Origin of the sequence: Paractinoplanes polyasparticus (assembly GCF_019710575.1) — a bacterium.
GTDB lineage: Bacteria > Actinomycetota > Actinomycetes > Mycobacteriales > Micromonosporaceae > Actinoplanes > Actinoplanes polyasparticus.
The window spans coordinates 84044-108123 of the sequence record NZ_JAHWFK010000041.1; the positions used below are offsets into that span (position 1 = coordinate 84044).

22 protein-coding genes and 2 tRNA genes are annotated in these 24080 nt (G+C 68.5%); 12 read left to right on the plus strand and 12 right to left on the minus strand.

Annotated elements, in window-relative coordinates:
- Positions 1-21 precede the first annotated feature (21 nt).
- Positions 22-957 carry an aldo/keto reductase gene (locus KXC43_RS34835; protein ID WP_221380476.1) on the plus strand — a complete coding sequence of 312 codons (936 nt, stop codon included), beginning with the start codon at positions 22-24 and terminating at the stop codon, positions 955-957.
- Here KXC43_RS34835 and KXC43_RS34840 read toward each other — a convergent pair.
- The gene (locus tag KXC43_RS34840) at positions 954-1298 is read right to left on the minus strand and encodes a hypothetical protein (RefSeq protein WP_221380477.1); all 345 of its coding nucleotides are present in this window, start codon (positions 1296-1298) and stop codon (positions 954-956) included. The two genes, KXC43_RS34835 and KXC43_RS34840, sit on opposite strands and share 4 nt — an antisense overlap.
- Before the next feature lie 82 nt (positions 1299-1380).
- Complete coding sequence (locus tag KXC43_RS34845; RefSeq protein WP_221380478.1) at positions 1381-2451, minus strand: glycoside hydrolase family 19 protein; 1071 nt, start codon at positions 2449-2451, stop codon at positions 1381-1383.
- A gap of 149 nt (positions 2452-2600) precedes the next feature.
- Here KXC43_RS34845 and KXC43_RS34850 point away from each other — a divergent pair, with 149 nt between their 5' ends.
- The 3 genes from KXC43_RS34850 (at position 2601) to KXC43_RS34860 (ending at position 4682) form a co-directional block, all read left to right on the plus strand.
- Positions 2601-3503 carry a hypothetical protein gene (locus KXC43_RS34850; RefSeq protein ID WP_221380479.1) on the plus strand — a complete coding sequence of 301 codons (903 nt, stop codon included), beginning with the start codon at positions 2601-2603 and terminating at the stop codon, positions 3501-3503.
- 307 nt (positions 3504-3810) lie between these two features.
- On the plus strand, positions 3811-4236 hold the full coding sequence (locus tag KXC43_RS34855; protein ID WP_221380480.1) for a hypothetical protein: 426 nt from the start codon (positions 3811-3813) through the stop codon (positions 4234-4236).
- Positions 4233-4682, plus strand: coding sequence for a hypothetical protein (locus tag KXC43_RS34860; RefSeq protein WP_255645355.1), 450 nt, complete (start codon positions 4233-4235; stop codon positions 4680-4682). Before KXC43_RS34855 ends, KXC43_RS34860 begins: the two co-directional genes overlap by 4 nt.
- A 51-nt stretch (positions 4683-4733) precedes the next feature.
- On the opposite strand, the gene KXC43_RS34865 is transcribed toward KXC43_RS34860, so the two are convergent.
- Complete coding sequence (locus KXC43_RS34865) at positions 4734-5948, minus strand: WD40 repeat domain-containing protein (RefSeq protein WP_308129397.1); 1215 nt, start codon at positions 5946-5948, stop codon at positions 4734-4736.
- A 191-nt stretch (positions 5949-6139) separates the two neighbouring features.
- Between KXC43_RS34865 and KXC43_RS34870 the strand changes: the two genes are divergently transcribed.
- Together KXC43_RS34870 and KXC43_RS34875 are read left to right on the plus strand one after the other, a co-directional pair.
- On the plus strand, positions 6140-6478 hold the full coding sequence (locus KXC43_RS34870; RefSeq protein ID WP_221380482.1) for a hypothetical protein: 339 nt from the start codon (positions 6140-6142) through the stop codon (positions 6476-6478).
- Positions 6475-6933: a MerR family transcriptional regulator gene (locus KXC43_RS34875; protein ID WP_255645356.1), complete on the plus strand. Its 459-nt coding sequence runs from the start codon at positions 6475-6477 to the stop codon at positions 6931-6933. Before KXC43_RS34870 ends, KXC43_RS34875 begins: the two co-directional genes overlap by 4 nt.
- Positions 6934-7026: 93 nt before the next feature.
- On the opposite strand, the gene KXC43_RS34880 is transcribed toward KXC43_RS34875, so the two are convergent.
- The 3 genes from KXC43_RS34880 to KXC43_RS34890 all read right to left on the minus strand — a co-directional run bounded on the left by KXC43_RS34880 (position 7027) and on the right by KXC43_RS34890 (position 11401).
- Positions 7027-8610, minus strand: coding sequence for a hypothetical protein (locus KXC43_RS34880; protein ID WP_221380483.1), 1584 nt, complete (start codon positions 8608-8610; stop codon positions 7027-7029).
- A 185-nt stretch (positions 8611-8795) separates the two neighbouring features.
- Positions 8796-10106 (minus strand): epoxide hydrolase family protein, encoded by a 1311-nt coding sequence (locus tag KXC43_RS34885; RefSeq protein WP_255645357.1) that lies wholly within the window; start codon positions 10104-10106, stop codon positions 8796-8798.
- Positions 10107-10198: 92 nt separating this feature from the next.
- Positions 10199-11401 carry an epoxide hydrolase family protein gene (locus KXC43_RS34890; RefSeq protein ID WP_221380484.1) on the minus strand — a complete coding sequence of 401 codons (1203 nt, stop codon included), beginning with the start codon at positions 11399-11401 and terminating at the stop codon, positions 10199-10201.
- A 349-nt stretch (positions 11402-11750) separates the two neighbouring features.
- On the opposite strand from KXC43_RS34890, the gene KXC43_RS34895 reads away from it, so the two are divergent.
- Complete coding sequence (locus tag KXC43_RS34895; RefSeq protein ID WP_221380485.1) at positions 11751-12338, plus strand: AAA family ATPase; 588 nt, start codon at positions 11751-11753, stop codon at positions 12336-12338.
- Between the two features lie 248 nt (positions 12339-12586).
- The gene (locus KXC43_RS34900) at positions 12587-13843 is read left to right on the plus strand and encodes a PP2C family protein-serine/threonine phosphatase (protein WP_221380486.1); all 1257 of its coding nucleotides are present in this window, start codon (positions 12587-12589) and stop codon (positions 13841-13843) included.
- 10 nt (positions 13844-13853) lie between these two features.
- Here the strand turns inward: KXC43_RS34900 and KXC43_RS34905 are convergent, their stop codons facing one another.
- Positions 13854-14207: an STAS domain-containing protein gene (locus KXC43_RS34905; protein WP_221380487.1), complete on the minus strand. Its 354-nt coding sequence runs from the start codon at positions 14205-14207 to the stop codon at positions 13854-13856.
- Between the two features lie 109 nt (positions 14208-14316).
- A complete protein-coding gene (locus KXC43_RS34910; RefSeq protein ID WP_221380488.1) occupies positions 14317-15291 on the minus strand; it encodes a diacylglycerol/lipid kinase family protein in 975 nt (324 codons plus the stop codon).
- Between the two features lie 1344 nt (positions 15292-16635).
- Here KXC43_RS34910 and KXC43_RS34915 point away from each other — a divergent pair.
- Complete coding sequence (locus KXC43_RS34915; RefSeq protein ID WP_221380489.1) at positions 16636-17157, plus strand: site-specific integrase; 522 nt, start codon at positions 16636-16638, stop codon at positions 17155-17157.
- A gap of 76 nt (positions 17158-17233) precedes the next feature.
- On the opposite strand, the gene KXC43_RS34920 is transcribed toward KXC43_RS34915, so the two are convergent.
- Positions 17234-17306: transfer RNA gene (locus KXC43_RS34920), tRNA-Arg, on the minus strand.
- 36 nt (positions 17307-17342) lie between these two features.
- Positions 17343-17433, minus strand: a tRNA-Ser gene (locus KXC43_RS34925).
- Positions 17434-18779: 1346 nt separating this feature from the next.
- Here KXC43_RS34925 and KXC43_RS34930 point away from each other — a divergent pair.
- Positions 18780-19436: a hypothetical protein gene (locus KXC43_RS34930; RefSeq protein ID WP_221380490.1), complete on the plus strand. Its 657-nt coding sequence runs from the start codon at positions 18780-18782 to the stop codon at positions 19434-19436.
- Here the strand turns inward: KXC43_RS34930 and KXC43_RS34935 are convergent.
- Complete coding sequence (locus tag KXC43_RS34935) at positions 19397-20164, minus strand: CPBP family intramembrane glutamic endopeptidase (protein ID WP_221380491.1); 768 nt, start codon at positions 20162-20164, stop codon at positions 19397-19399. The genes KXC43_RS34930 and KXC43_RS34935 overlap by 40 nt on opposite strands.
- 95 nt (positions 20165-20259) lie before the next feature.
- Here KXC43_RS34935 and KXC43_RS34940 point away from each other — a divergent pair, with 95 nt between their 5' ends.
- Positions 20260-21375, plus strand: coding sequence for a globin domain-containing protein (locus KXC43_RS34940; protein WP_221380492.1), 1116 nt, complete (start codon positions 20260-20262; stop codon positions 21373-21375).
- A gap of 8 nt (positions 21376-21383) precedes the next feature.
- Here the strand turns inward: KXC43_RS34940 and KXC43_RS34945 are convergent, their stop codons facing one another.
- Positions 21384-22913 (minus strand): peptide deformylase, encoded by a 1530-nt coding sequence (locus KXC43_RS34945; protein ID WP_221380598.1) that lies wholly within the window; start codon positions 22911-22913, stop codon positions 21384-21386.
- A 373-nt stretch (positions 22914-23286) separates the two neighbouring features.
- Between KXC43_RS34945 and KXC43_RS34950 the strand changes: the two genes are divergently transcribed.
- Positions 23287-24006, plus strand: a complete 720-nt coding sequence (locus tag KXC43_RS34950) for a hypothetical protein (protein WP_221380599.1) — start codon at positions 23287-23289, stop codon at positions 24004-24006.
- Positions 24007-24080: the final 74 nt, after the last annotated feature.

Here is a 24080-nt window from a genome sequence, read left to right on the forward strand (position 1 = left end):
ACGAACAAGGAGACGATCACCATGAGCACTCTCGGCAACAGCGGAATCAAGGTGTTCCCGCTGAACCTCGGCGGCAACGTCTTCGGCTGGACCAGCGACGAGGCCACCTCCCACCAGGTTCTGGACGCCTTCACCGAGGCCGGCGGCAACTTCGTCGACACCGCGGACGGCTACTCGGCCTGGGCACCCGGCAACTCCGGCGGCGAATCCGAGACGATCATCGGTACGTGGCTGGCGGCCCGGAAGAACCGGGACAGCGTCGTCGTCGCCACCAAGGTCAGCCAGCACCCGCAGTTCCGTGGCCTGTCCGCCGCCAACGTCGCGGCCGCGGCCGACGCGTCCCTGGCGCGGCTCGGCACCGACTACATCGACCTCTACTACGCGCACTACGACGACGCCGGCACCCCGCTCGAAGAAACTGCGGGCGCCTTCGACGCCTTGGTCAAGGCGGGCAAGGTGCGTGCCGTGGGCGTCTCCAACTACACGGCCGAGCGCATCCGCGAGTGGTTCGAGGTCGCGCGGCGCAACGACTTCGTGCTGCCGGTGGCCGTGCAGCCGCACTACAACCTGGTCGAGCGCCGGGCGTACGAGCACAACATCGCACCCGTCGCCGCCGAGGAGAACCTGGCCGTGCTGCCGTACTACGCGCTGGCCGCCGGCTTCCTCACGGGCAAGTACCGGACGACCGGCGACCTGGCAAGCAGCCCGCGCGGCGGTGGGGCCAAGGCCTACCTGACCGAGGACGGCCTGGCCGTGATCAAGGTGCTGACCGAGGTCGCCGACGCCCACGGCGTGGAGCCGGCTTCGGTGGCTCTGGCCTGGTTGCGTACGCGCCCGGGGGTGGCCGCACCGGTCGCGAGCGCCCGCACCGTCGAGCAGCTGCCGGCCCTCATCGCCTCGGCCACTCTCGAGCTGACGGCCGACGAGAAGGCCGCGCTCGACGAGGTATCCAGCTAGAGGCGGTAGGTCGACACGGTGCTCTGCAGGTCCGCCGCCGTGCGGGCCAGCTCGGAGGCCGTCCGCTGCGTCTCGGTCGCGCCCGAGGTCACCTGGTTGGCGGCCTCGGCGACGCCCTGGCCGGCCGATGCGGAGACCGTGCCGACCTGTGCCGACGTCTCTTCGGCGGAGGCCGCCAGCTGCGAGGACACCGACGACAACTCTTCCGAGGCGGACGCCAGCAGGTCGGAGCTCGCGTGCACCCGCCCGACGGTGCCCGCCATCGCCTCGGCGGTGGCATTGAGCGTACGGGCCATCTCGCCGACCTCCCCGGTCCGCTGTTCGTCGATTCCAGCGAACACGAATCCGGTTTCGTACGCCCCGCAAACCAGGAGACACAGGTGCCGCCGGGCGCTCCCGGCGGCACCTGCTTCGGAGAAAGGATCAGCAGGTCAGATTGCCGCCGGTGGGCACGCCCAGGATTCCGGCGAAGCGGTTGTAGTTGTTGACCCGGCTCTGCACCTGATCCGGGTGCGCCCCGTTGCATTCGATGCTGTTGATGGCCTTGATCGTCGTGCCGAAGCCGTTCCCGTTGACCATGGCGTTGTGCGACGTCGTGCCGGCGGCGCCGGTGCCGGTCATCCAGTACCAGAGACCGGTCTGCCACGAGACGGACGAGTTGTTGGCGACCAGGTTCGGGTTGTTGAGCAGGTCGACCCCGAGAGCGTTACCGGCCGCGTAGTAGTTGAAGTTCCAGCTCAGCTGAATCGGGCCGCGGCCGTGATAGGCCGACTGGCCGGCCGGGCACCCGTACGGCTGCGAATAGTCGCAGTAATGCGGCCAGTTCGCCTGGTTCGTCTCGTCGATGTGGACCAGTCCGCCGGTCTCGTGGCCGACGTTGGCCAGGAAGGCAGCGGCTTCCTGCCTCTTGACCGTGTCATTGCCGGAGGTGGCGAAGGCGGGGAACTTCCGCATGGCGTCGGTCAGACCGGCGTACGTGTAGAAGCTGTTCCGGCCCGGGAACATCTGATTGAACTGGGCCTCGCTGACGACGAACCCGCCGCCGGTGTTCCCACCGCCGCACGAATACGGCGACCAATACCAGGTGCTGATGACCGGGTCATAACCTGGATTCTCATGCGACGCCTGGTAGTACTGACCGTTCGTGTAGCGCACGATCGCGCCCGCCGCGTAGTACTGCCCGGCCACCCAACTCGGATAGTTGCAGGTGGACCCGCCACCACCACCACCACCACCGCCGCTGTTGCCGTCACAGGCGCCGTTGTCCTGCCAGACATTCGAGCCGCCGGTGCTCGGCGCTTCGTACTGGGTCCACCATTTGGCGGTCCAGTTCCGGCCGTTGTGGGACGCGGTCATGCCACCGGTGTAAACCGCACTGTTGTTGTACGGGGTCACGCAGGCGGCGGCCGCTTCGGACGCCACCACAGGCACCAGAGCACCGACGATGCCCAGGCCGAGGGCGGCCAGCATCGTCAGCAGACGTTTTCTCTTCATGGCGGACCTTTCGTGCACCGAGGGGGATGAAAAGCCGCGCGACACATCGACAAGACCAAATATCGGACACTCAAGTCAACATCTGTAAAGAAACTTTAGTCATTCGGGCAGACAAGCCACCGTTAGACACCCATCGATACGCTGCGCCCATGCCCAAGTCACGCAGCGGCGGTGACTCCGACAACATCGCGGCTGCCGGCGACGGCATCGTCGACGGCGTCGCGGCAACGACCGTGCGGGCCGTGAACTACGGATTCTGGATCCACGGAGAGCTGGATCGGGCGCGACTGTCGGCAGCGCTGGCCGAGTTGCTCGCAGTGGCGCCGGACGACCTCGACGTCGGCGACTGGGATGCTCCAATGAGCTGCACGGTCACTCCCGTTGCGGGCGAACTGCACTGGTATCTGGACGTCTACGTCGGCGAGGCGGTCGCGAACCCGCCGACCGAGCCGGCAGCCGCCGCATGGCTCGCCAACCGGCTGCGCACCGTCGTCGCCTACCAGGCTTTGCCCGCCCCACCGAGCGCCTTCTACCTGGTCGGCCCGGACGGCAAGCGCACGCGGGCCCGCATCTACGAAGAGGACACCGATGGCCCTACCGTCCTTCGCATCGACGCGGTCGAGCAACCGTTGGCCGCCTTTCCCGGCCTTCCGGTGGCAGCCATACCTGAAGTGATCCGCGAATACCGCATGCCGACGCCGATCACTGATCGGCTGCAGTTGTCGGCCTCGGCCACGCGGACTTTCATCATGCGGCTCGGCGCGTGGGAGAGCATGGTCAGCCGGCTCGCCGAGGGCTGGGCGCCCGACGGCTGGTACCCCGCTGACTACTACCGCGAAGACCTGCAAATCCGAGACGAACTGGCGGCGGAGGCCGACCTGATGCCGCCCGCCGCGATCGCGGCCTTGGCCGAGGTGGACGCGCGATTCGCCGACCTCACCGACGACGACGGCGGTCAGGCCCTGACCGCCGAAACCGGCCCGTTGCCGTCCCAGTGGTGGTGGCGTCACATCCCCTACCCGCTGCCATGGCAACACACGCCGGCTCGCTGAGCCACCACCGCATCGCTCCAATGACTGCCTGCATCCAGGTCAGCTACGTGTCTTGGCGGGAACACCAGGCCATCCGGACCAGGCCACGCCAGCTCGGCCACAGCTCGACATCCGTCGATACGCTGCCCCTATGCCCAGGTCCGGCTCGCACGGTGGCGGCGGCGGTGACCCAACCCAGCCCCGACGCCCCAGACCCGCCGGCGACCCCGATAACATCGCCGCCGCCCAGGCCCGCGCCCAATGCCGGTCGCAGGAGGGAAGACTCGGCCGAGGCGACGGGGGCTCGCCCCAAGGGGCCGCCGGCGTTGTGCAGGGGCCGGCCGCCAACGTGCCGCTCAGGCCACCCAACGCCCGGCACACGATCAACGGCGTCCGGCCCACGAGCCGCAGTTCCGACAAGAACACCATGGTGATGCCCGGCACCGACGTCGCCGGCGACCTGGCTGACATATCCGGAGGGCGGGCACGTTGGGTTCCGGAAAGCAACACATACGAGGTGAACGGACGCAGCTACAAGGTCGAACCAACCGGGACCGTCTTCCCGGTTTCCGGCCCCGGCCTGGTCAACCTGTCCCGCTCCGAGTACAAGGTCCTCAAGGAACTGGTCGGCGCCGAGGGCGACGTCACCGCGGCGCGCGACGCTCTCCGTCGTGACCCCAGCGTGAGCGACCCGGACTGGACAATGGCCTTGGAAGTCTTCCGGCACCACAAGAGCTACCGGGGTGACGCATGACCTACGGCATCTACTTCGACAGCGGCACCCCGGCCGGCGACTTGCGGCAGGCGCTGCACACCGTCTACAACGTGGCCCTCGAGCGGATCTACGTCGGCCCGTATGAAGATCTCAATACCTACCCTGGCCCCGACCCGATCGTTCTCATCACGCCGGTCGACGGCGCATTCGGGCACGAACTGAGCGGCGGCGCCACGCTCCGCGAACTGACGAACGCCACACCTCTGGAACTCGCCCAGGCAGTCTGCCGGGTGGCACGGACCCGAGCCCTGCTCGACGACGGCAGCCCCGCCCCCGACTACTGGTTCCTCGTCGCCACCGATGGCAGTTATGGCCGGGTGATGACCGACCCCGACAGCGACGCCCTCACGATCCTGTACGCCCTCGAACCCATCGCCGGTGAACCCGGCTTGCCGGTGGTGCCCCCGCCCGACTGGGCCCGATGACACACGACGAGCCGCCACCGCGTTTTCGCGGTGGCGGCTCGGGTCGTCAGGTCAGGCCGCGTTCTTGGTGGGGATGCGCCACAGACGGACCTTGTTGTCGGCGCCGGCCGTGATCAGGCGTTTGCCGTCGGGGCTGATCCGCAGGGCCCAGACGTGGCCGTTGTGGCCGGTCAGCGGGGTGCCCTTCACGGTGCCGGTCGCGGTGTCCCACAGCCGTACGGTGCCGTCGTCGCTGCCGGTGGCCAGCAGCCTTCCGCCCGGGTTGAAGCGCATCGCGCGCACCGGACCCGCATGACCGGCCAGGGGCTCGGTGGCCGGCTGGCGGGTCACGGTGTTCCACAGCTGCACCGTGTTGTCGCCGCCGGACGAGGTGGCCAGCAGCCTTCCGCTGCGGCTGAACGTCAGGGCGTACACGGGGGCCGAGCTGCTGGTGAGCGGTTTGCCGGCGGGTTCGCCGGTGGCTGAGTTCCACAGCCGTACGACCCGGCCGGCGCCGGAGGCGGCCACCAGCCTGCCGTTGGGGCTGAAGCTCAGCGCGTACACCGGGCCGGGGCTCACGGTCAGCGCTTCACCGATCGGCTCGCCGTTGCTGGTCTGCCACAGCCGTACGGTGTTGTCGCTGTCGGCGCCGGCGGACGCGAGGCGCTCGCCGTCCGGGCTGAACACCGCCATGCGGACGGCCCCGGTGTGGCCGGTGATGGTGCGTACCAGATTGCCGGTGATCAGATTCCACAGCCGTACCGTGCCGTCGTCACCGGCCGTGACCAGCAGTTGGCCGCTGGAGCTGAAGGTCACCGAGCGCACGGGCCCGACATGGCCGGTCAGCGGCGTACCGGACTGCTGCCCCGTGGTGGGGTTCCACAGCGTCACCCGGCTGTCGCCCGCTACAGCCAGCAGTTTGCCGTCTGAGCTGTACGCGATGGAGTTGATGGGCCCGGTCCGGGCAGCCAGCGCGGGGCCGGATCGGCGGCCGGTCACGGTGCTCCACTGCCGAACTGCCGCGCGACTCACGGTGGCGAACACTTTCCCGTCGGGGCGCAGGGCGATGAGCCCCGCCGAGCCCGGCACGACGCTCCGGGAGCGGGCGCCGACGGCATCCGCGGCCGAAGTCACGGCGAGCGCGGGCTGCGGTGCCACCACCGTGGTGATGGCGCCCAGTGCGAGCAGCCCGAGCAGGGCCACGCCGGCGGCCCACCCGGCACGCCGCCGGTGGCCGCCGACCGTAGAGTCACTGCTCGTGTCTTTACGATCTCTCTTGGTAGTCACTACGGCACCGTAGCCAGGGTCAAGGGCGGATTTCGGGGCTGTTTGCCGGGGTTCATCCGGCCGGGTGCACTCGCCTCGCATCGCCGCCAGGCGAGCGCGTAACGCAGATCGTGGTTGCATTCGGTACCCAGGTACAGGCTTACCGTCGGATGGACGGCGCCGACAGTGCGCCCGCGTTCGAGGAGGCCGGCATGTCTTTCACGGTTCCGGATGCCTGCACATTGCCGACGGCGGAGCGGCCGTTGCGGCTGGCGGAGTTCGACGAGCTCTTCGCCACCGCTGTTCGCGAAGTCGACCACGTCGACGCGACACACGCCCGGTTGCACCTGAACGGCCCGGCCGGTCTGACAGCGCGGGTACGGGATCTGGCCGCGCGGGAAGCCGAGTGCTGCTCGTTCCTCACCTTCACCGTCACCTCGCAATCGGCCACCGCCGGTGAGGCCGTCGTCATCGAGATCGAGGTCCCAGCCGCGTACGCCGAGGTTCTCGCCTCGTTCGCCCAGCGTGCCGACGCCGGCGCCAAGTCATGACCGCCGGACGGCCGGAACTCCTGATGGACGGGCTCCGTACGGGCGAGGTCGCCGAGCGGGCCGGCGTCAACATTCAGACGTTGCGTTACTACGAACGCCGCGGGCTGCTTGCCGAGCCGGGCCGTTCGAACGGGGGCCATCGGCTGTATCCGCCGGACACGGTCGTCCTGCTGAACGTGATCAAGGCGGCGCAGCGGCTCGGGTTCTCCCTCGATGAGATCGCCGAACTGCTGGACGCCGGTCGACGCCGGCACCCGAGCGCGGATCTGCGGCAACGCGCCATCGACAAGATCGCCGAGATCGACCGAAAGATCGCCGACCTGGCCGCCATCCGGGGCACTCTCGCCGAGGTCGTCGACGCCCGCTGCGACAGCCTCACCAACTGCACCTGCGCCGACTGCCCGCTCCCGTACCTGACCATCGGCACCACCCGCTCATCCGGCGAGACGGAGTGAACCCGTCACGATCGCCGGCAAGGACGCTGCGATCCGCCCGGGTACAACGAGCGCGGCGAGACCCGCCACCGGTGGATCCCGCCGCGAAATTGATCAGCCGATTCCGTACGCCCGGAAGACGGTGACCTCGGTGTAAGCGCCCCCGGCGACCGTGGCCCGCACCTTCAGCGCCACCGCACTGGTCTTCGGGTTGGTGACGGTCGCGTACCAGGCGCCGCCGATCTTCTGAACCGGGACGGTGCGCCACGTGTTGCCGCTGTCCGGCGACATCTGCGCGGTCATCTTGGTCACCTTCGGGTCGGCGCCACGCTTGGCGTCCGGGTCGACCGCGCCGCGGAGCAACTTGATCGCGACCTTGGTGGTGCTGGCCGGCTTGGCCTTGTTGCTCGTGCTGAGGCCGGTCGGGGAAAGGTGCACCGAGTAGACCCCGGCCAGCGCACTGGCGTTCGGCTTGGTCTGGAAGTGGTACGTCACCCGGCTGGTCGTGGACAGCATCCCGGACGGGAAGGTGATCTCCGGGTAGTAGCGGGTCGCGGTGTTGGTGAGCGTGTACCAGCCGGCCTTCTTGACCGTGTAGTACATGTAGGTGGCCTCGGGCTCCCAGCCCTTGTCCTGCTTCACGGCAACCGCCTTACCGCCGAAACGCAGCGCCGCCGAGGCCTTGTCGCCACCCTCCACCGAGCCGTCGCGGGGGAACGCCGGGTCGCTGAACATGTCGTTCAGGCCGAACTGGACCACACCGCGGATCGTGACCGGCAGCTGCGCACCGGGACCCCAGGCCGAGTTGAAGAAGCTCAGGTTGTACGACTTCCCGGCCTTGACCGTGCGCTTCGCGAAGTAGCCGCCGATGTTCCAGGTCTCGCCGGACTTCGTGGTCGCCGACGACTCGGCCCGCACGTCCCAGGTGCCGGGGGTGACGCGGACGTTGCTGATGGTCGGTTTGTCGGTGCCGCCCAGCCCGGCGTACAGGTTGTTGCCACACCCGCTCGTCTGCGGCTGCACCGCGAGGTTGGAGTAGACGGAACCGGACGGGCCGCGCTTCTGAACCACCCTGAAGTTGGCCAGCTTGCTCGCGTTGTAGGTCTTGCCCAGCCCACCCGGCACGCCGGTGGTCTGGTGCAGCACCGCATAGCTGGTGGAGGCGCCGGAGCCGTCGCTCCACGAACCGAGCGCGGCGAAGCCGAGGTACTTCGAGGTGTTCGGGACGACGTACAACTTCGTGTCGGGGAAGGCGGACGCTTCTACGTCGTCACTCGCGCTGGTCCGGGTGCAGACGCGCATGGTCAGGGAGTACTGGAGGCCCTTGGGTACGGGGCTGAGCCCGAGCCCGACCGGCTTGCCGTGCCGGGCGTCGATCGTCAGCTTGGAAGAGCCGGACACCTTCACCGTCTTGCCGGACAATGTGATCGTGTTGCCGGTGGTCACCGAGGTCAATACGGCGTACGTGCCCTTGGGCAGCTTCTTGGCGGTGCCGGAGCGCATCGAGATGGTCGAGCTGGTCGCCACGTCGACCAGCTTCAGGCCCGCGTTGACCTTGGCGCCGTTGCGGTTCAGCACGGTGACGGTGAGTGTGTGAGTGGCAGCCACCGCGGTGCCGCCCATGCCCAACAGCAAGGCTGGAACCACGGCGAAGGCCAGCCCACGGCCGAGGCGGGCACGCTTGACGAGATTGAGCATGGGTGATCCCTGTGCGGCGAAGGGGAGAGGTGCGGAGCCGCGATCATGCCATAGACGACGGTACGGTGTCGTCCCCTTCTCGGGCGGCTCGGTGCTACCGCCGTTCCCCCTCTCATCGAGGCCGCCGACCGGAGCGCGGCGGGTGCGGCCGCCGCGCTCCGTGACGTCCGATCAGGGGCATCGATTCAGCGGGCCGACCGGAACGCGGCACGGACCTCCCGAGTGAACAGCTCGGGTTGCTCCCATGCCGCGAAGTGTCCGCCACGCCGGGGTTGGTTGTAGTAGTTGAGGGTCGGGTATTCGATCTCGGCCCAGCTGCGAGGGGCCTGGAAGATCTCGCCCGGGAAGGCGCTGAACCCGACGGGGACGGTCACCGGTAAAGGAGTCCGGCCCGCGGCAGCGGTCCGCGTTCTCTCCCAGTACATGCGGGCGGCCGACTCGCCGGTGCCGGTCAGCCAGTACAGGGAGATGTTGTCGAGGATGTGTTCGCGGGTGAGGTTGCCCGACGCCGCGCCGCCACGGAAGGCGCGAGAGATCTTGAGGTAGCTGTCCGTGTCGTGGTCGAGCATCCAGGACGCGAGGGCGACGGGCGAGTCCAGCAACGCATAGCCGATCGTCTGCGGCCGGGTCGACTGCTCGACTATGTAGCCCTTTCCGCTGGTCGAGAAGACCTGGAGGGCGGCGGCGGCCGCTTTCTCCTCCGCGGTGTTCTTGGGCAGGTTCGCGGTGCCTGCCAGTGCGGGGGCGAGCAGGTTCAAGTGGATGCCCAGCAATCCTGTGGGAGCCAGACGGCCGATGCCGTCGGTGACGGCGGCGCCGACGTCTCCGCCCTGGGCGACGTAGCGGGTGTAGCCGAGCCGGCGCATGAGTTCGGCCCAGGCGCGCGCCGTCCGGTTGGAGTCCCAGCCGAGTTCGTCCGGTTTGCCGGAGAACCCATAGCCGGGAATTGACGGCAGTACGAGGTGGAACGCGTCGGCAGCCGTGCCACCGTGCGCGGTGGGATTGGTGAGAGGGCCGACGGCTTCGAGAAGTTCGACGATCGAGCCGGGCCAGCCGTGGGTCATGATCAGCGGCAGTGCGTTGCGGTGCCGGGACCGTACGTGGATGAAGTGGATGTCCACGCCGTCGATCTCGGTCAGGAACTGCGGCAGGCGGTTGAGTTTCGCCTCGAACCGGCGCCAGTCGTAGCTGGTCGTCCAGAACCGGGCGAGGGACTGAGCGGTTCGCAGCTGAACGCCTTGCGACCGATCGTTCACGAGCTCGCGAGTCGGCCAGCGGGTCGCGGAAACACGCCGGCGCATCTCGGCCACCTGCTCGCGAGGAACCGCGACCCGGAACGGGCGGATCCCAGCCGGGGCGATGGACGGTGCGGCGCCCGCCGGCGCTCGGCCGATGACGGTCGATGCGGCCACCGCGAGGCCGGCTGCGAAGCCGCCCTGCAAGACCTGCCGTCGAGTAGGTCGAAACCCGGACGAAGTCATCATCTTCCTCTTCATTCATCGACTGTGGATGCTGCGCCTGGCCGGCAACTCAGGCGTGGGCAAGGACCGCTTGGCGGCCACCGGTTGGATCACATCGCGCCGAGTCGTCATCGGAGCGGAAGGAACGCGGCCCGCACTTGCTCCGCGAACAGCTCCGGCTCTTCCCAGGCCGCGAAGTGACCGCCCCGTTCCGCCACCCCGAAGTAGTTGAGCGTCGGATAGGAGAACTCGGCCCAACTGCGCGGCGTCCGCCAGATCTCTCCGGGGAAGGTGCTGAAGCCGACCGGAACCCGGGGGTCGGGCAGCGGCGGCCGGCCCGCGGCGGGAGCGTCCGGGCCGTACGCCTCCCAATAGGATCGGGCCGTCGACGCACCGGTGCCGGTCAACCAATAGGCCGTGACGTCGTCAAGGATGTGATCCCGGGTGAGGCCGCCGGACGGCTTACCGTCGACGAACGCACTGGCGATCTTGTAATAGGCGTCCGTGTCGTGATCGATCATCCAGGCGGCGAGGGCGGCCGGCGAATCCAGCAACGCGTATCCGATCGTCTCCGGCCGCGTCGCCATCTCCACGAAGTAGCCGTTCCCGGAGGTCTGGAAAGTCTTGATCGCGGCCAGTGCCGCCTTCTCCTCCGCGGTGCTGCTCGGCAGCACGGACGGGTCGTTGAGCGCCGGCACCAGGAGGTTGGTGTGGATGCCGGCCAGGCCCGCCGGGCCCAGCCGTCCCATCGCGTCGGTCACGCCGGCGCCCACGTCACCGCCCTGGGCGACGTAGCGGTCATAACCGAGCCGCTCCATCAGCTCTGCCCAGGCCCGCGCGGTACGCACGAGATCCCAGCCGACCTCGGTCGGCTCGCCGGAGAAGCCGTACCCCGGCAGTGACGGCAGCACGAGATGGAACGCATCCGCGGCCGTGCCGCCGTGCGCGGTCGGATCGGTCAGCGGACCCACCGAGTCGAGCATCTCGATCACCGACCCCGGCCAGCCGTGCGTCATGATCAGCGGCAACGCGTCCGGGTGCTTGGACCGTACGTGCAGGAAGTGGATGTCCACACCGTCGATCTCGGTGGTGAACTGCGGCAGCGCGTTCAGCCGGGACTGCACCCTCCGCAGGTCGTACTCCTTCGCCCAGTAGTGGCCGAGAGCGCGCATCGTGGCCAACTGCACCCCCTGCGACCGGTCGCCGACCAGTTCCCGGCTCGGCCACCGGGTCGCGGCCAGCCGTCGCCGAAGGTCATCTATCTCCTTGTCGCGGAAGTGCACGGTGAACGGTCGAATTGCACGCCTGGTTCGTTGCTCGAGCGTCGTCACGTCGCCGCAGCCTTTCAGTCGGAAGCCGGCACAGAGCCCGGACGCGGGCTGCCTCAACGGCCTGCCATCCGGACTCTTAGGACGCCCATAAGCCTGGCAACGCCTGACCTATGTCGCGCCAGGCAAAGACCCTGGCCGTACACCCGGGGTGCGCAGCTGGACCCGGGTGTCCCGGGTACCGGCCGGCCGCGCAGGCTTGCCTCGTCAGGTGGTGAAGAGCGTCTCGGTCAGCCCGATGGCTGTCGACCGGAGCAGCAACCTGACGTTCGCCTCGTCTGCAGCCGATACTGGTTATGCGATGACGATCTGACGTCGCCCTGATCGCAATCACCTGGCCGGAGAGCAACCGATGACCACGCCGCCGCCGACGCTCGTGGTCATCCGGGGTAACTCCGGCAGCGGCAAAACCAGCACAGCCCGTGAAGTCCGGCGCCGGTACGGGCGCGGTACGGCACTGATCGAGCAGGACTACCTGCGCCGGGTCGTACTACGCGAACACGGCAGCGACAGCTCGCCGACGATCGCGCCGCGGTTCATCACGACAATGGTCCGCGAAGCCCTCACCGCGGGCTACCACGTCGTACTGGAAGGGATCCTGCATTCCGGCTCGTACGGGCCACCGTTGCGCGAGCTGATCGCCGAGCACCCTGGGCCGTCCTCCACGTTCTGGATGGACGTGTCGTTCGAGGAAACCGTGCGCCGCCACGAACGCCGCCACGAGCCGATCGACGTGTCTGCGCAGACGATGCGCTCCTGGTACACCCCGCTGGACCTGCTCCGCGTGCCCGGCGAGCAGGTCATCGCGGAGACCTCCGACTTCGAGGAGACGGTGGCGCAGATCCTGCACGTCAGCGGCCTGGCCGAGGCTGCGGCCCTCACCCCCTGCCCGCTGGTTTGTCCACGCTGCACTCGGAAGGAGCGACACGAACCGGCCTGATACCTCTCGCTTCACTGGCCGCCACGGCCGCCAGCACGTCGCCGACATGCCGTTCGCCCGCCACAGGGCCCGGCGGGTCCACTTGCCCGGAGTGGCAGCACTTTCTCACCCGGGTGTGCCGCCGAAGGTACGGGCGTTGGGCGATGTGTCGAAGCAGGCCCAGACGACTTTGCCGCGTTGCTGCCGCTGGTTGTGCTGGGTCCGCGGAAAGCGGTAGGCCGCGCCAGGCCGTCCGTATAATTTTCGGAATGGATCCGTCGGTCGAGGTGGCGCTGTCCGGCATGCTGGCTGCTGCCGAGGACGCCACCCCGGTACAGGCCGTTGAGGCTGTCACCCGGGAACTCGGCGCGGCATTGCACGCGCGGGCTGTGTCGTTCCTCATCGCCGACCTCAGCGGCCGGGCACTGGTACGGCTGGCGCATATCCCGTTCGGCCCGGTCGGTGACAGCCGCAGAGACGGCGGCGAGGTCGCGACCGTGGTGCCGTTCGACGGCGGCCCTCAAGAGCAGGTGCTACGAACGCAGACAGTGCAAGTGGTGGACGGCGACAAGGAATGGACGGTTCTGGCGCCGGTCACCGAACGGGGCGAGGTCATCGGCCTGCTGGAGATCGGGCTCGCCGCCGAGCCGGCGCCACAGGCACTCGCCGAGATCTCCCGGACCGCTCATGCGCTGGCGTTCGTGGTGATCGCCAACCGACGCCACACCGACCTGTTCGAGTGGGGGCAGCGCACCACTCCGTTCAGCCTCTCCGCCGAGATCCAACGCCGGCTGCTGCCCAGCGCCTTCACCTGCGAAGGCGGCGCATTCACCCTGTCCGGCTGGCTGGAGCCGGCGGCGAGCATCGGCGGAGACACCTTCGACTACAGCCTCGCCCGTGACACCCTGCACTTCAGCGTCACCGACGCCATGGGCCACGGCGTGAACAGCGCGCTGATCGCCACCCTCGGCGTAGGGAGCCTGCGCAACTCCCGCCGCGCCGGTCACAGCCTGACCCAGCAGGCCAACAAGGCCGGCGCCTCGGTCGCTCAGAACTCGCCGGCCCGAGGCGCTTTCATCACCGCCGTGCTCGGACGCCTGGACCTGAACACCGGAACATGCGACGTGATCAACGCCGGACACGAGCCGCCGATCCTGATGCGCGACGGCGAACCGCAGGAACTGCAACTGCCGCGCAACTTCGCCTTGGGAATGTTCCCCGACAAACAGTTCACCGCCGGTCAGGTCACGCTTCGGCCCGGCGACCGCCTGGTGATCGTCACCGACGGCATGCGCGAACGCGACGCTGCCCGCCTTGATCTGCCGGCCCAGCTTCGCTCGCTGACCGCCCTGCATCCCCGCGAGGCGGCACGGGCCCTGGCTGACAGCGTGCTCGCCGTCGCCGGGCCCGTCCTCGCCGACGACGCCACACTCCTGATCATCGACTGGCACGGCCACCACGGACGACCACGCCGCACCAACGCGGGCGCTGACGTCTCCGCCGCCAGCTCAGCCGACTGCCGCTGACACACCGCTGTCAGGGCACGACCGGGGGCACTCCCGCCTCAGCCGCGTCCACCGTGTCGTAGACGTCCAGCACCTGTTCCACCGCTGACACCCGTAGCACGTACGCGACGGTGTCTTGCACGGCGGCGACGCACAGCCGGCCGCCTCTGCCCTGCAGTTCCTTGAACCACACCAGAAATATGCCGAGGCCACTGGAATCCATGAACGACAACTCGGCGCAGTCCAACACCACCTGGACAGCACCGGTGTCGGCGACCTCCTGCAGGAAGTCATGCAGCTCAGCAGCGGTGTCCATGTCCAGTTCACCACCGACCGAGACGACGGTGCATGCCCGTCCCGCCCGGGCCGACAACTGCAGATCCACAACGCCTCCGAAGAACGAAGATCACCGTCCTGCCGGAGCCGGGCTGCTGCTCTCAGTCATGCACCCGGTGGCCGTCGAATCGGCTGCACGTGCCATGCCCGGCAGTAGTTCAGCGGATCGCGGATTTCCGCACCTCGTCGGCGTCGTGATCGGCTGCGGCGGCATCGTCAGCCAGGTCGGGGCTGGCGGCCGGTTGCGGCACGCACAGCAGCAGAGCCTGCGGGCGTACGGTGACCACCAGGTCCTTGCCGGGATCGATGAGATCGCCGTCCAGCTGTCGGGGCTGGGGGCGTTTGCTGTGGATCTGCACCCGAGTGGCGGTGAACGTTTCCATGCTCGAGACCGTCCGCTTGCGGCGCAGCACACCCCAGCCCAACGCAACCCAGTGTCGCAGGGTCCGGGGGCTGAGGATCGCGACGTCGAGCAGTCCGTCGTCGGGCTGGGCGTCGTTGAGCAGTCGCATGCCGCCCTGCAGCCGGCCGACGTTTCCGACGATGACCGTACGCGGCCGGCGGGTGAAGGCCTTCTTGTCGTCCAGGGTGATGCGCAGGTGCATGGGCCGGTCGCGTAGGTGCTGGGCGGCTCCGGCCGCGTAGGCGAGCCAGCCGATGTGTTTCTTGGCGGTGTCGTTGGTGGCGTCGAGCATGTGGGCGTCGAACCCCATGCCGGCCATTACCGCGAAGCTCTGCTCCCCGACCGCGCCGACGTCGATGCGGCGGCGGCCGCCCTGCAGGACGACTTCGAGCCCGGTGGCGAGGTCGCCTGCGAGTCCGAGGTTGGCGGCCAGCAGGTTGCCGGTGCCGGCGGGCAGCACGGCCAGGGCGACATCGGATCCGGCCAGGGCGGTGACGCAGGCCATCACTGTGCCGTCGCCGCCGCAGGCGAAGACGAGCTGTGCGCCGTCACGGGCGGCCTGGGCGGCCTGGCCGGCGCCGGGGTCGTCGACGGTGGTCTCGAACCACATCGGTTCCGGCCAGCCCCGGGCGGTCAGCGCCTCGGTGATGGTGCGGCGCAGCTCGTGGGGGTCCGGCACCTTCACCGGGTTCACAACGACGGCTGATCGCAGCGGGCCTGCAATGGTCATGACGTCCACGGGAGAGTCCTTTTCAGTTGTAGAGATGCGACCGCCGCCGTCCCCGTCCGGGGTCGGCGGCGGTCGTCAGCGCGATCAGGCGTCGGCGTGCTCGCGGCTGCCGGACTTCGCCAGGCCGCGGCTGATCAGGTAGCCGATGGTCAGCAGCACGACGTAGAACCAGGCGCGGTCGGCGCGGAAGTAGTCGCCGCATTGGCCGAACGAGATTGAGCGAGGAAGTTCGTCAGGCGATCAGCGTTGATTGCCGTCGATGAAGAATTGCCCTGGGTAAGTCTTTCCAAACAGGACCTGCGTCACTCGGGCTGGCTGCCGGTGCCGCCCGTCGTCGGCGAGGCGATCTGCTGGTCGCCGCCGGGGCGGACCGGCCCAGTGGTGGCGTGGATGCTGTCACGAGCCACCTGCGCCACCGCCGGTGACGCAGCTCGGATGACTAGCGTCCTGCCGGGTGAAGGTTGCGGCTGCCCTCCGTTGCCAACGTCTGTGTGAGCGTTGCCGGCGCCGATCCAACGGGCTGAGAACCCACCGGATTATTCGAGCCGCCGTAGATGTCGTCGAGCAGGTCTGCTGGGCAGTGGAAGCTGTAGGACATCCAACCGCCTTTTTTGTCGCCGAAGTGATGACCCCAGAGTGGGTCTGCCCAGGATCGAACCCAAACCCTTTCTTTGATCTCGCCGCGGAACTCGTGAGGCTCATCGCCCTCGTAATAGATCTGCCGACCGTGGGGGAAAGGTTCGGCCAATCTGACCGGCGGGGGCGCGTCGCACCGAGGGTTAGCGGTTCGACCGGACTCTTGTGACTGGGCTGTGCTAGAGGATGTTGTTGCTGACGATGAATAGATACGCGCCGTAAGAACAGAATGCCAGGACCAGTAGGCCGAGTCCGATGCCGCCAAGGATGCGCAACGCACGCAGCCACTCGGGATCAGGCAGTTCCCTGCGGTGCGCTGCCTCCTCCGCCGCTTGGCGGAGAGCCGCTGACTCCTCGGGGGTGCTTGACCAGTGCGCTGCGGCGGAAGCCTCTGACTTTCTGCGAGTCTCGGCAAGTTCTGCTTCCGTGCGACGGAGGCGTTCCATTTGTTCGACTGCCCACTGTGGTGGGCGCTCTCTGTGGTCGTAAGGGTCCCATCCCATAAGCGACCTCGTAACAGTATGGCCGTCAGGTCCCGAGTACCTGACGTCGGAAGCCTGCTGAAGACGCTACGCGTACGCCGACCGCAAAGGAATGAGGTGTACCCGAACGTGAACTGGTTGCGGGGCTGGGCGGCGATGGACCCCTCTTTCAACCGAGGCCCCGGACTTCTCTCCGGGAAAAGATCGGGCCTCAGTTGTTTCAGGGTTGAACCGGCCGGTTAGCGCGGCTACGCCGGGCTGCGGAGCGATTCATGTCGGACGGCTACTCAAGTCGCCGAAGTCCCGAGCCGGGCGGAGCTGGGTACCGCTGGCCAAGCCTGCAGAGGAGGCTCTCGCCCGGTACCGGGCCGGGCAGAAGGTAGAGAAGGACCTTCTCGGCCCGGACCACGACGACCACGACGACCACGACCTGATCTTCTGCCGGTACGGCGGCGCGCCATTGCTGCCGGACCGGGTCACCGGCGAATTCGAGCGGCATGTCCGCGAGTGCGATCTCCCCGTCATCCCGCTGCACGACGCCCTACACAGGGTCTGCCCGCTGCGGCTGGCCGGTGGCGTCCCGATCGAGGTCGCCCAAGCGATCCTCGGTCGCGCAAGCCCTGATGTCACCCGGCGCGTGTACAAGCACGTGCTGCGGCGGATCACCGCCAAGCAGGTCGAGAAAGTGTCGAAGCTGCTGACTCGTCATCGCTTCAAGAAGCCGAAACGCTCTGTGAGCAATCCGTGAGCAACCCGGATGTAGAGCGATCAGTGGCCAGCAGCGAAACGGCCTTCCACCGCTGGTGGAAGGCCGTTTCGTACTGTGCGCCCGAAGGGACTCGAACCCCTAACCTTCTGATCCGTAGTCAGATGCTCTATCCATTGAGCTACGGGCGCCCGGTGCTTTGCCAGCATACACACCGGCTCTGCACGCGGAGACTCCGGGATTCGAACCCGGGAGGGGCTTTAAAACCCCAACCGCATTAGCAGTGCGGCGCCATAGACCAGACTAGGCGAAGTCTCCCCGGCGGCCTGCGAAGGCCACCGACGGTTGAGGATACCGGACCCACTCAGCCCCGCACAAAGAGGTTGCCATCCTTGCGCGCGGCGGGTGGGTCTGAGGTGTCTCCAACAGGTGAAACGGCGCTGCGACGGCTAGGCTGCTGCGGCATGGAGGAGATCTCGCCCACTGATCCTCGCAAGGCTTCGCGCGCCCGGCCGTCGCGGGCGCCGTTCAACACGTCGGGTGAGACGCCGCCGGACGAGACTGCGGAAGAGCGGTCGCCACGCCGGCCCGCGAAGGCCGCGCCGCCGGTCATGTTCCAGCCGCCAAGTGCCGAAAATCACCCGCAGGCGGGTACGGAGTCTCCCCAGCACCCTGGAGGCAAGCCCGCCCCACGCAGGCAGCGCGGCACCCAGCCCGAGCCCGGTCCTAGCAGCCAGCCTGCGAAAAGGCCCGCCCGAGCCAAGAAGGCCGACCCCGCCAAGGCCGCGCCGGAGTCCGCACCGCGAAAGGCGCCTCCACAAGCTGAAGCCACCGCAGCGAGTGCTGCCTCAGCGAGGTCGGCGCAGGCCAAAACCACCACAACAAGGACGGCGCCCGCCCAATCCCCAGCCACGCCGCCGAAGACAAACGCCTTGGCCGCGGCGAAGGCGAGTCCGGCCGCGGCGAAGAAGGCACCAGCGCAGTCCCCGGCTGCGAAGGCATCGCCGAACCGTGCTCCGGCGAACCCCACTCCGGTGAAGGCTGCCGCGGCGGTTGAGGACCCGGCGAAGACAGCGGCGGCGTCGGAAACGACCGGACCGACCGAGACTGCTCCGGCCGCGAAGACGAATCCGGCTTCCACTGCGCGGGCGGCACGGAAGTCCACGTCCGGCAGGAAGGCACCGACAATCCAGTCGGCTCCGGTGGCAGGACAAGGCGACACAGAAGACGTCACTTCATCTCCTGCGGTGAAGACGCCCGGCTCCGAGACGAATCAGCCGCCAGCTTCGAAGATGGAACCGGTCACTGCCGCGAAGCACGCCTCGCCACCGGCCCGGACGGCCGAGGAGCCATCACGACCGAGCGCCGAAACGCCGCAAACACCAACGGGCGGAAAGACAGCCACCTCCGCGGACGCAGCACCGGTCCCTGCCGCCCCAGCAACGAGAACGGCCCGAGCGGTCCCTACCGCACGGCCATCGACGACCGACGCAGCGCCTACCTCACCCCCTCGCGCCCGACCAGAAGTAACGGCGACCACAAGTCTCTCCGGCCAGGCCGACGGCAAGGTCGCCCAGCGGACCACCGAAGCAGTCCGGGCGACCGGCTCCTCAACTTCAGCGGCGCGCGAGCCGGCGGACAACACCAGGACTGCGACCAGTACGGTGCGCGCCGCCGAGGTCGAGCCGCGAGGCGGGGACCGGTGGGCGAAGCTTGTTTCCGATCCCGTCCACGCGCCCGAGCATCTGGCTCTGGCGGCGGTCGAGATCATCGGGCCGCGCGCCCGGCAGTGGGCCGCCGCGATCAGCGCCGACTACCCGTCCGCGGGGCCGGCCGCGCTGGCTCGGCTGGCGGGCCGGCAGTTCACTCGCTTCGGCGCGTTGACCAGCATCTTCGGGGCGGTTTCGGGGTCGTACGCGGCAATCGCTCTGCTGGCTGGGCGGGCGCTCACCGATGCGGAGCTGGTGCTGCACCTGGCGGCGGCTCACGGCCTCGACCCGACCGATCCCCGGCGGGCGGTGGACCTGCTGGTGATCACCGGCGTGCACGAGACGGCAACAGAGGCGGAGGCGGCCATCGCGGCCTCCGGCCGTGAGAATCAGGGGGTGGGGAGCGGCGATGCCGTCTGGCGCCTGAGCCGCCTGGTCATCCCGCAGGCCGCGGCCTGGACGGCCCTGCGGTCGATCAACCGTGCCTACCCGGGGACCAGCCTGCTGGCCGCCTTCCTCTCGAGCACCACGGCGGCCCAGGCCACCGTGGCCCGCGCCACCTCCTACTACCGCTATACCCAGCTCAGCCAGGATTCGGGCAGGGCGGTGTAACCGACGAAGGCGACGACATCCAGCAGCGTGTGCGCGACGATCAACGGCATCACGCGCTTGTAGCGCAGGAAGAACAGCGCGAACACCACGCCCATGACCGCGTTGCCGATGAAGGCGCCGAAGCCCTGGTAGAGGTGGTACGACCCGCGCAGGAGGGCGGAGCACGCGATGATCGCGACCGTCGACATGCCCCACTGGCGCAGGCGGGTCATCAGGTAGCCGACGACGATCACCTCCTCGAGCACCGCGTTCTTGACCGCCGCCAGGATGAGTACCGGCACCGCCCACCACACGGGCTGGAGGGCCGCCGGCACGATGTCGGCATTGATGCCGAGCAGCTTGGCCACGTACACCAGAAGCAGCCCGGGAATGCCGATGCCGGCAGCCAGCAACGCGCCCCAGCCCCAGTCGAAGCCCTTCCGGTCGGCTGACAGGCCGAGCTCGCTCCGCGGCGAGATGTGGTCGCGCAGCAGCAGATAGAGCACCAGCACCACCGGCATGAGGTCGAAGGCGATGCCGAGCAGCTGGTACGTGAGGTCGAGATACGGCCGGGCCGAGCGCGACGCGTTGAGCACCGCCGCCTGCTGGGAGAGCGGTTGGTCGGCCGTCAGCTTCGCGATGATCGAGACGACCGAGTAGATCGCGCTCTGCCCCAGCGACAGCAGGAGAACGATGATGATCTCGGCGGTGAGGATCGGCCGGGTGGCCTGCTGGCGATCTAGGGTCACGGCACAACTCTAGGAGCAGGTCTCCCGCGGATGAATTGAGATGAGTCGCACGGGCCGTGCGTCGTCTATCCGACTGATCTGACCACCCTGAATGCATGGGAGACCTCGGACGCTTGCTCAAGGAGAGCTGGAGCCTCGTCGAGGAGCATCAGGACAAGGTCGCCGGCTATTTCTACGCACGCATATTTCTGTCCTACCCGGACCTGCGGGATCTCTTCCCGGTGCACATGGATGTGCAGCGTTCCCGGCTGCTGAACGCGATCGTCACCGCGGTCCAGTCGATCGATGACGCTGACAAGTTCACCGCATACCTGCGGGGGCTCGGCCGGGACCACCGCAAGTTCCACGTGGAACCAGAACACTACGAGGTCGTCGGCGGCGCGCTGATCGAGGCGATGCGGGTGCACGCCGGCGAGCAGTGGTGCGTCGAGTACGACCAGGCCTGGGCCGACGCGTACGCGAAGATCGCCTCGGTCATGCTCCAAGGCGCCGAGTCCGACAACAGCAGCCCCCCTTACTGGTACGCCGAGGTGGTGGCCCATGAGCGGCGGGCCACCGACATCTCGGTCTTCACCGTGCAGCCCATGCAGCCCCTGGACTTCCGTGCCGGCCAGTACGTCAGCATCGAGTGCCCCCGAATACAACCGCGGCTGTGGCGCCCCTACTCGATCGCGAATGCGCCACGCCGGGACAACACCCTGGAGTTCCACGTACGGGCCATCGGCGCGGGCTGGGTTTCCAGTGCCCTCGTACGTCGTCTCGAGGTCGGCGACATGATCCGGCTGGCCGCGCCGATGGGGACGATGAACCTGGACCGCCGCTCGACCCGCGACACCGTCTTCGTCGCCGGCGGCACCGGCCTCGCGCCGATCAAGTCGCTGCTGGAGGAGCTGACCCGCTACAACCGCACGCGCTGGGTGCACGTCTTCGTCGGGGCCAGAAACCGTGAGGACCTGTACGACCTGGCCGAGCTGAACCGCCTGGCCGCGCGCTACCCGTGGCTGTCGGTCGTGACGGCGTGCAGCGAGGACCCCACCTACCCCGGTGAGCAGGGCAACATCTCGGACGTCGTGGCCCGCTACGGCCCCTGGAGCGAGCACGACTTCTTCGTCTCGGGATCGGGCCCGATGGTCAAGGCCACCCTGAAGACGCTCACCGAACTCCAGGTGCCGTCGATCCGCGTGAAGTACGACAGCTTCAGCGACCTCTGAACCAGGCCTCAGTAGACCCAGGGACGTCCGCTCTGGTGGTAGTCCGGCACCAGGCTGGACTCGGCGTTCATCCGGTCGACGTAGAGCCGCCCCTCCAGGTGGTCGATCTCGTGGGCGACCAGCCGTGCCAGCGCGCGTTCGAACGTCGTGACGACCCGCGTGCCGTCGGGCATCGCGTGCTCGACCTCGAGGCGCAGGGGTCGCCGCACCAGTCCGCGGTAGTCGAAGAACGACAAACAGCCCTCGTACTGTTCGTCCCGATCGGCCGACTCGCCGACCACCCGCGGATTGATCAGCACCTGGGGTTCGGCGCCGGGATCGGCCGAGCGCACCACGGCGACGGCGACCGAGTGGCCGATCTGCGGCGCCGACAGCCCGACGCCCTTGGTGAAGTCGTGCACCTGCTCGAGCCGGGCCAGCGCCTCGCGCAGCGCCGCCACCACCTCGCGGGCCTCGACCTCTTCGCGCGGCAGCTGATAGTGCCGGGCGCGCTGCCGCAGCATCTCGGAGCCCCGCTGCACGATGCCTATCCCGCGCATCTGGCCCGACGCGCGCGGCTGCCCGTTACCGTTGCTCGCCGGCGCCAGCGACGGGAAGGGCGGCGCACCGACGCCGCGGAACCGCCATTCGAGCCGGTAGCGCGCGTTCAGCTGGGGCGTGTCGGTCGACCACTCGAAGACCGCGCGGTCGCCGTCGTCGTGCCGCTCCATCGGCGTACGCACCGGAACCTCAGCCGCCAGGGACGTCTCGACACCCCAGACCTGGGGGTCGAACGAGGCGGGGAAGTCGAGGCGCACGGTGAGACGGCGGGTGGGCAGCCGCACAGCCCGCTGGAACCACTGGCCCCACTTCTCGACGCCGACCGTGTATTCGTACTGAATGGTGGTTCTCTCACCCGGGTAGAGCGCGAACTGGCCGCCCTCGTTGGCGAAGAGCAACCACACCTCCTTGGAGGCGTCGCGGTCGAGCTTTATCCGCCAGTCCATCGGTTCGACCGCGTCGCCCTCGCCGGCGCAGGCGTTGAACGCCATCTCCTCGAAGCTCAGCGGGTGTTCCCGGTGGTGGCGGTTGGAGCCGGTGGGGTCGTTCGGGTAGCGGTCGACCGCGATCTTCACCAGGTAACGCGTCACGGGCTCGGAGCCGGCGTTGTAGAGCGCACGACGCACGCGACAGCGGTAGGTGCCGTCGGCGTAGCGCAGCTCGGCCACCTCACGCTCGACGATCAGCCCGGTTCCCGGGGGCAGCCACTGCACCGGTACGGGGGGATCGCGGTGCAGGGCCGTGCCGCGCGCATGACGCAGTTCGTCGTACTCCTGGAACCGCTGCCAGATCACCCCGCCCGCGCCGAGCACCGCTTCCGCCCGCCGGGCGAAGTCCTCGGTGGGCTTGTGGCGCCGCCCCTCGACGTGGCTGACGTAGGAGGGGTCGAACCCCATCCGAGCGGCGAGCTGCTTCTTGCTCATGCCGCGTTCGACCCGCCAGTGAGCCAACGCCGTCACAAATTGGTCAGCGGCCCGCTCGACGGGCGAGGTGGTCATCATCGATGTCCCCTTCGCGACGAGAATTTCAGTGTCGCCGCCGCTCGTGTCCGGATGGTGCTAGTAGCGAGTACACGACAGATACCTTGACGAACCAGGCAACGTGCGCGCCCGCCGTTAGGTAACCCCTGCGTAGGGTATTCGTCCGAAAGTTCTGCTTGGTTAGCCTAGCCTAAGAGGTGTACGGTGGGTCGTCGTCACGGAGGCGTATCGGCCACCGTGCTCCCTATCTATTCGGCGAGGTGAATGCGGTGACCCTGGTTACGATGTCGCCGCGGGGCGGACACACCCAGTGACCACCGCCCTCGAACGCGCCGCACGCACCGTCACCACCCCGCAGCCGCTGGGCCCGGTCACGGCGACCTTGAGAGCGATGTTCGGCACCAGCACCGAACTGCCCGGTGTCGCCCCCGACCTGCTCGTCCACGACACCACCGGCTGGCTCCCCGCGCGGACCCTCACCGGCGACAACCTGGACACCCTGCTCGACTCGGCCCGCCGCCGCTGGAACGCCCAGCCCCACGCCGCGGCCGCCCTGGCCTGGAAGGCCTACACCTACTGGCTGACGCTGCCCGCAGTGCTCGGCTGGGCCTCGGCCCGTCGCGTCCCGCTGCTCACCGCCGACGACGTGCTCGTGCACTTCGCCGACCCGCGCCCCCTGGTCACCCTGGGCCTGCGCGCCGACATCCCGGTCGCGGTGCTGCCCGGCGACCCGATCGCCCTGGCCGGCCATCCCCGGGTGCGGGTGGTCGCCGACGAGGCCGCGCTGCTGGTCGAACTGCGCCGCTCCCTGCTCGACGAACACCTGAACCCGCTGCTCGACGCCATCCACGACCGGGTCCGCCTGGGCAAGCGCACCCTGCTGGGCTCGCTCTCCTCGGGCGTGGCCTACGGCGTCCTGCGCTCGGCCGACGTCCTCCCCGGCCCGTCCGCCGAGACGATCGCCCAGCTGCACCGCGCTCTCGGCGTCGAAGACCTGATCGACCTGGTCCCCGGGGCCAACGGCAAGCTCGACGTCCAGCGCAAGACCTGCTGCCTGGCCTTCACTCTCCCCCAGCCCAAGGTCTGCAAGGGCTGCTGCATCAAGTCGTGACGCTGTTTCATCCGTGCTTCATCGGCGTTGCAGTTCACAGGACAACCCCCTTCGAGGTCGAAGCGCTTCGGTGG

Excerpts from the sequence above, each read along its gene's own strand:
- KXC43_RS34835 (WP_221380476.1), top strand. The coding sequence starts at position 22 with ATGAGCACTCTCGGCAACAGCGGAATCAAGGTGTTCCCGCTGAACCTC.
- KXC43_RS34845 (WP_221380478.1), bottom strand. The coding sequence starts at position 2,451 with ATGAAGAGAAAACGTCTGCTGACGATGCTGGCCGCCCTCGGCCTGGGC.
- KXC43_RS34850 (WP_221380479.1), top strand. The coding sequence starts at position 2,601 with ATGCCCAAGTCACGCAGCGGCGGTGACTCCGACAACATCGCGGCTGCC.
- KXC43_RS34860 (WP_255645355.1), top strand. The coding sequence starts at position 4,233 with ATGACCTACGGCATCTACTTCGACAGCGGCACCCCGGCCGGCGACTTG.
- KXC43_RS34870 (WP_221380482.1), top strand. The coding sequence starts at position 6,140 with ATGTCTTTCACGGTTCCGGATGCCTGCACATTGCCGACGGCGGAGCGG.
- KXC43_RS34875 (WP_255645356.1), top strand. The coding sequence starts at position 6,475 with ATGACCGCCGGACGGCCGGAACTCCTGATGGACGGGCTCCGTACGGGC.
- KXC43_RS34880 (WP_221380483.1), bottom strand. The coding sequence starts at position 8,610 with ATGCTCAATCTCGTCAAGCGTGCCCGCCTCGGCCGTGGGCTGGCCTTC.
- KXC43_RS34885 (WP_255645357.1), bottom strand. The coding sequence starts at position 10,106 with ATGAAGAGGAAGATGATGACTTCGTCCGGGTTTCGACCTACTCGACGG.
- KXC43_RS34895 (WP_221380485.1), top strand. The coding sequence starts at position 11,751 with ATGACCACGCCGCCGCCGACGCTCGTGGTCATCCGGGGTAACTCCGGC.
- KXC43_RS34900 (WP_221380486.1), top strand. The coding sequence starts at position 12,587 with ATGGATCCGTCGGTCGAGGTGGCGCTGTCCGGCATGCTGGCTGCTGCC.
- KXC43_RS34910 (WP_221380488.1), bottom strand. The coding sequence starts at position 15,291 with ATGACCATTGCAGGCCCGCTGCGATCAGCCGTCGTTGTGAACCCGGTG.
- KXC43_RS34940 (WP_221380492.1), top strand. The coding sequence starts at position 20,260 with ATGGGAGACCTCGGACGCTTGCTCAAGGAGAGCTGGAGCCTCGTCGAG.
- KXC43_RS34945 (WP_221380598.1), bottom strand. The coding sequence starts at position 22,913 with ATGACCACCTCGCCCGTCGAGCGGGCCGCTGACCAATTTGTGACGGCG.
- KXC43_RS34950 (WP_221380599.1), top strand. The coding sequence starts at position 23,287 with ATGTTCGGCACCAGCACCGAACTGCCCGGTGTCGCCCCCGACCTGCTC.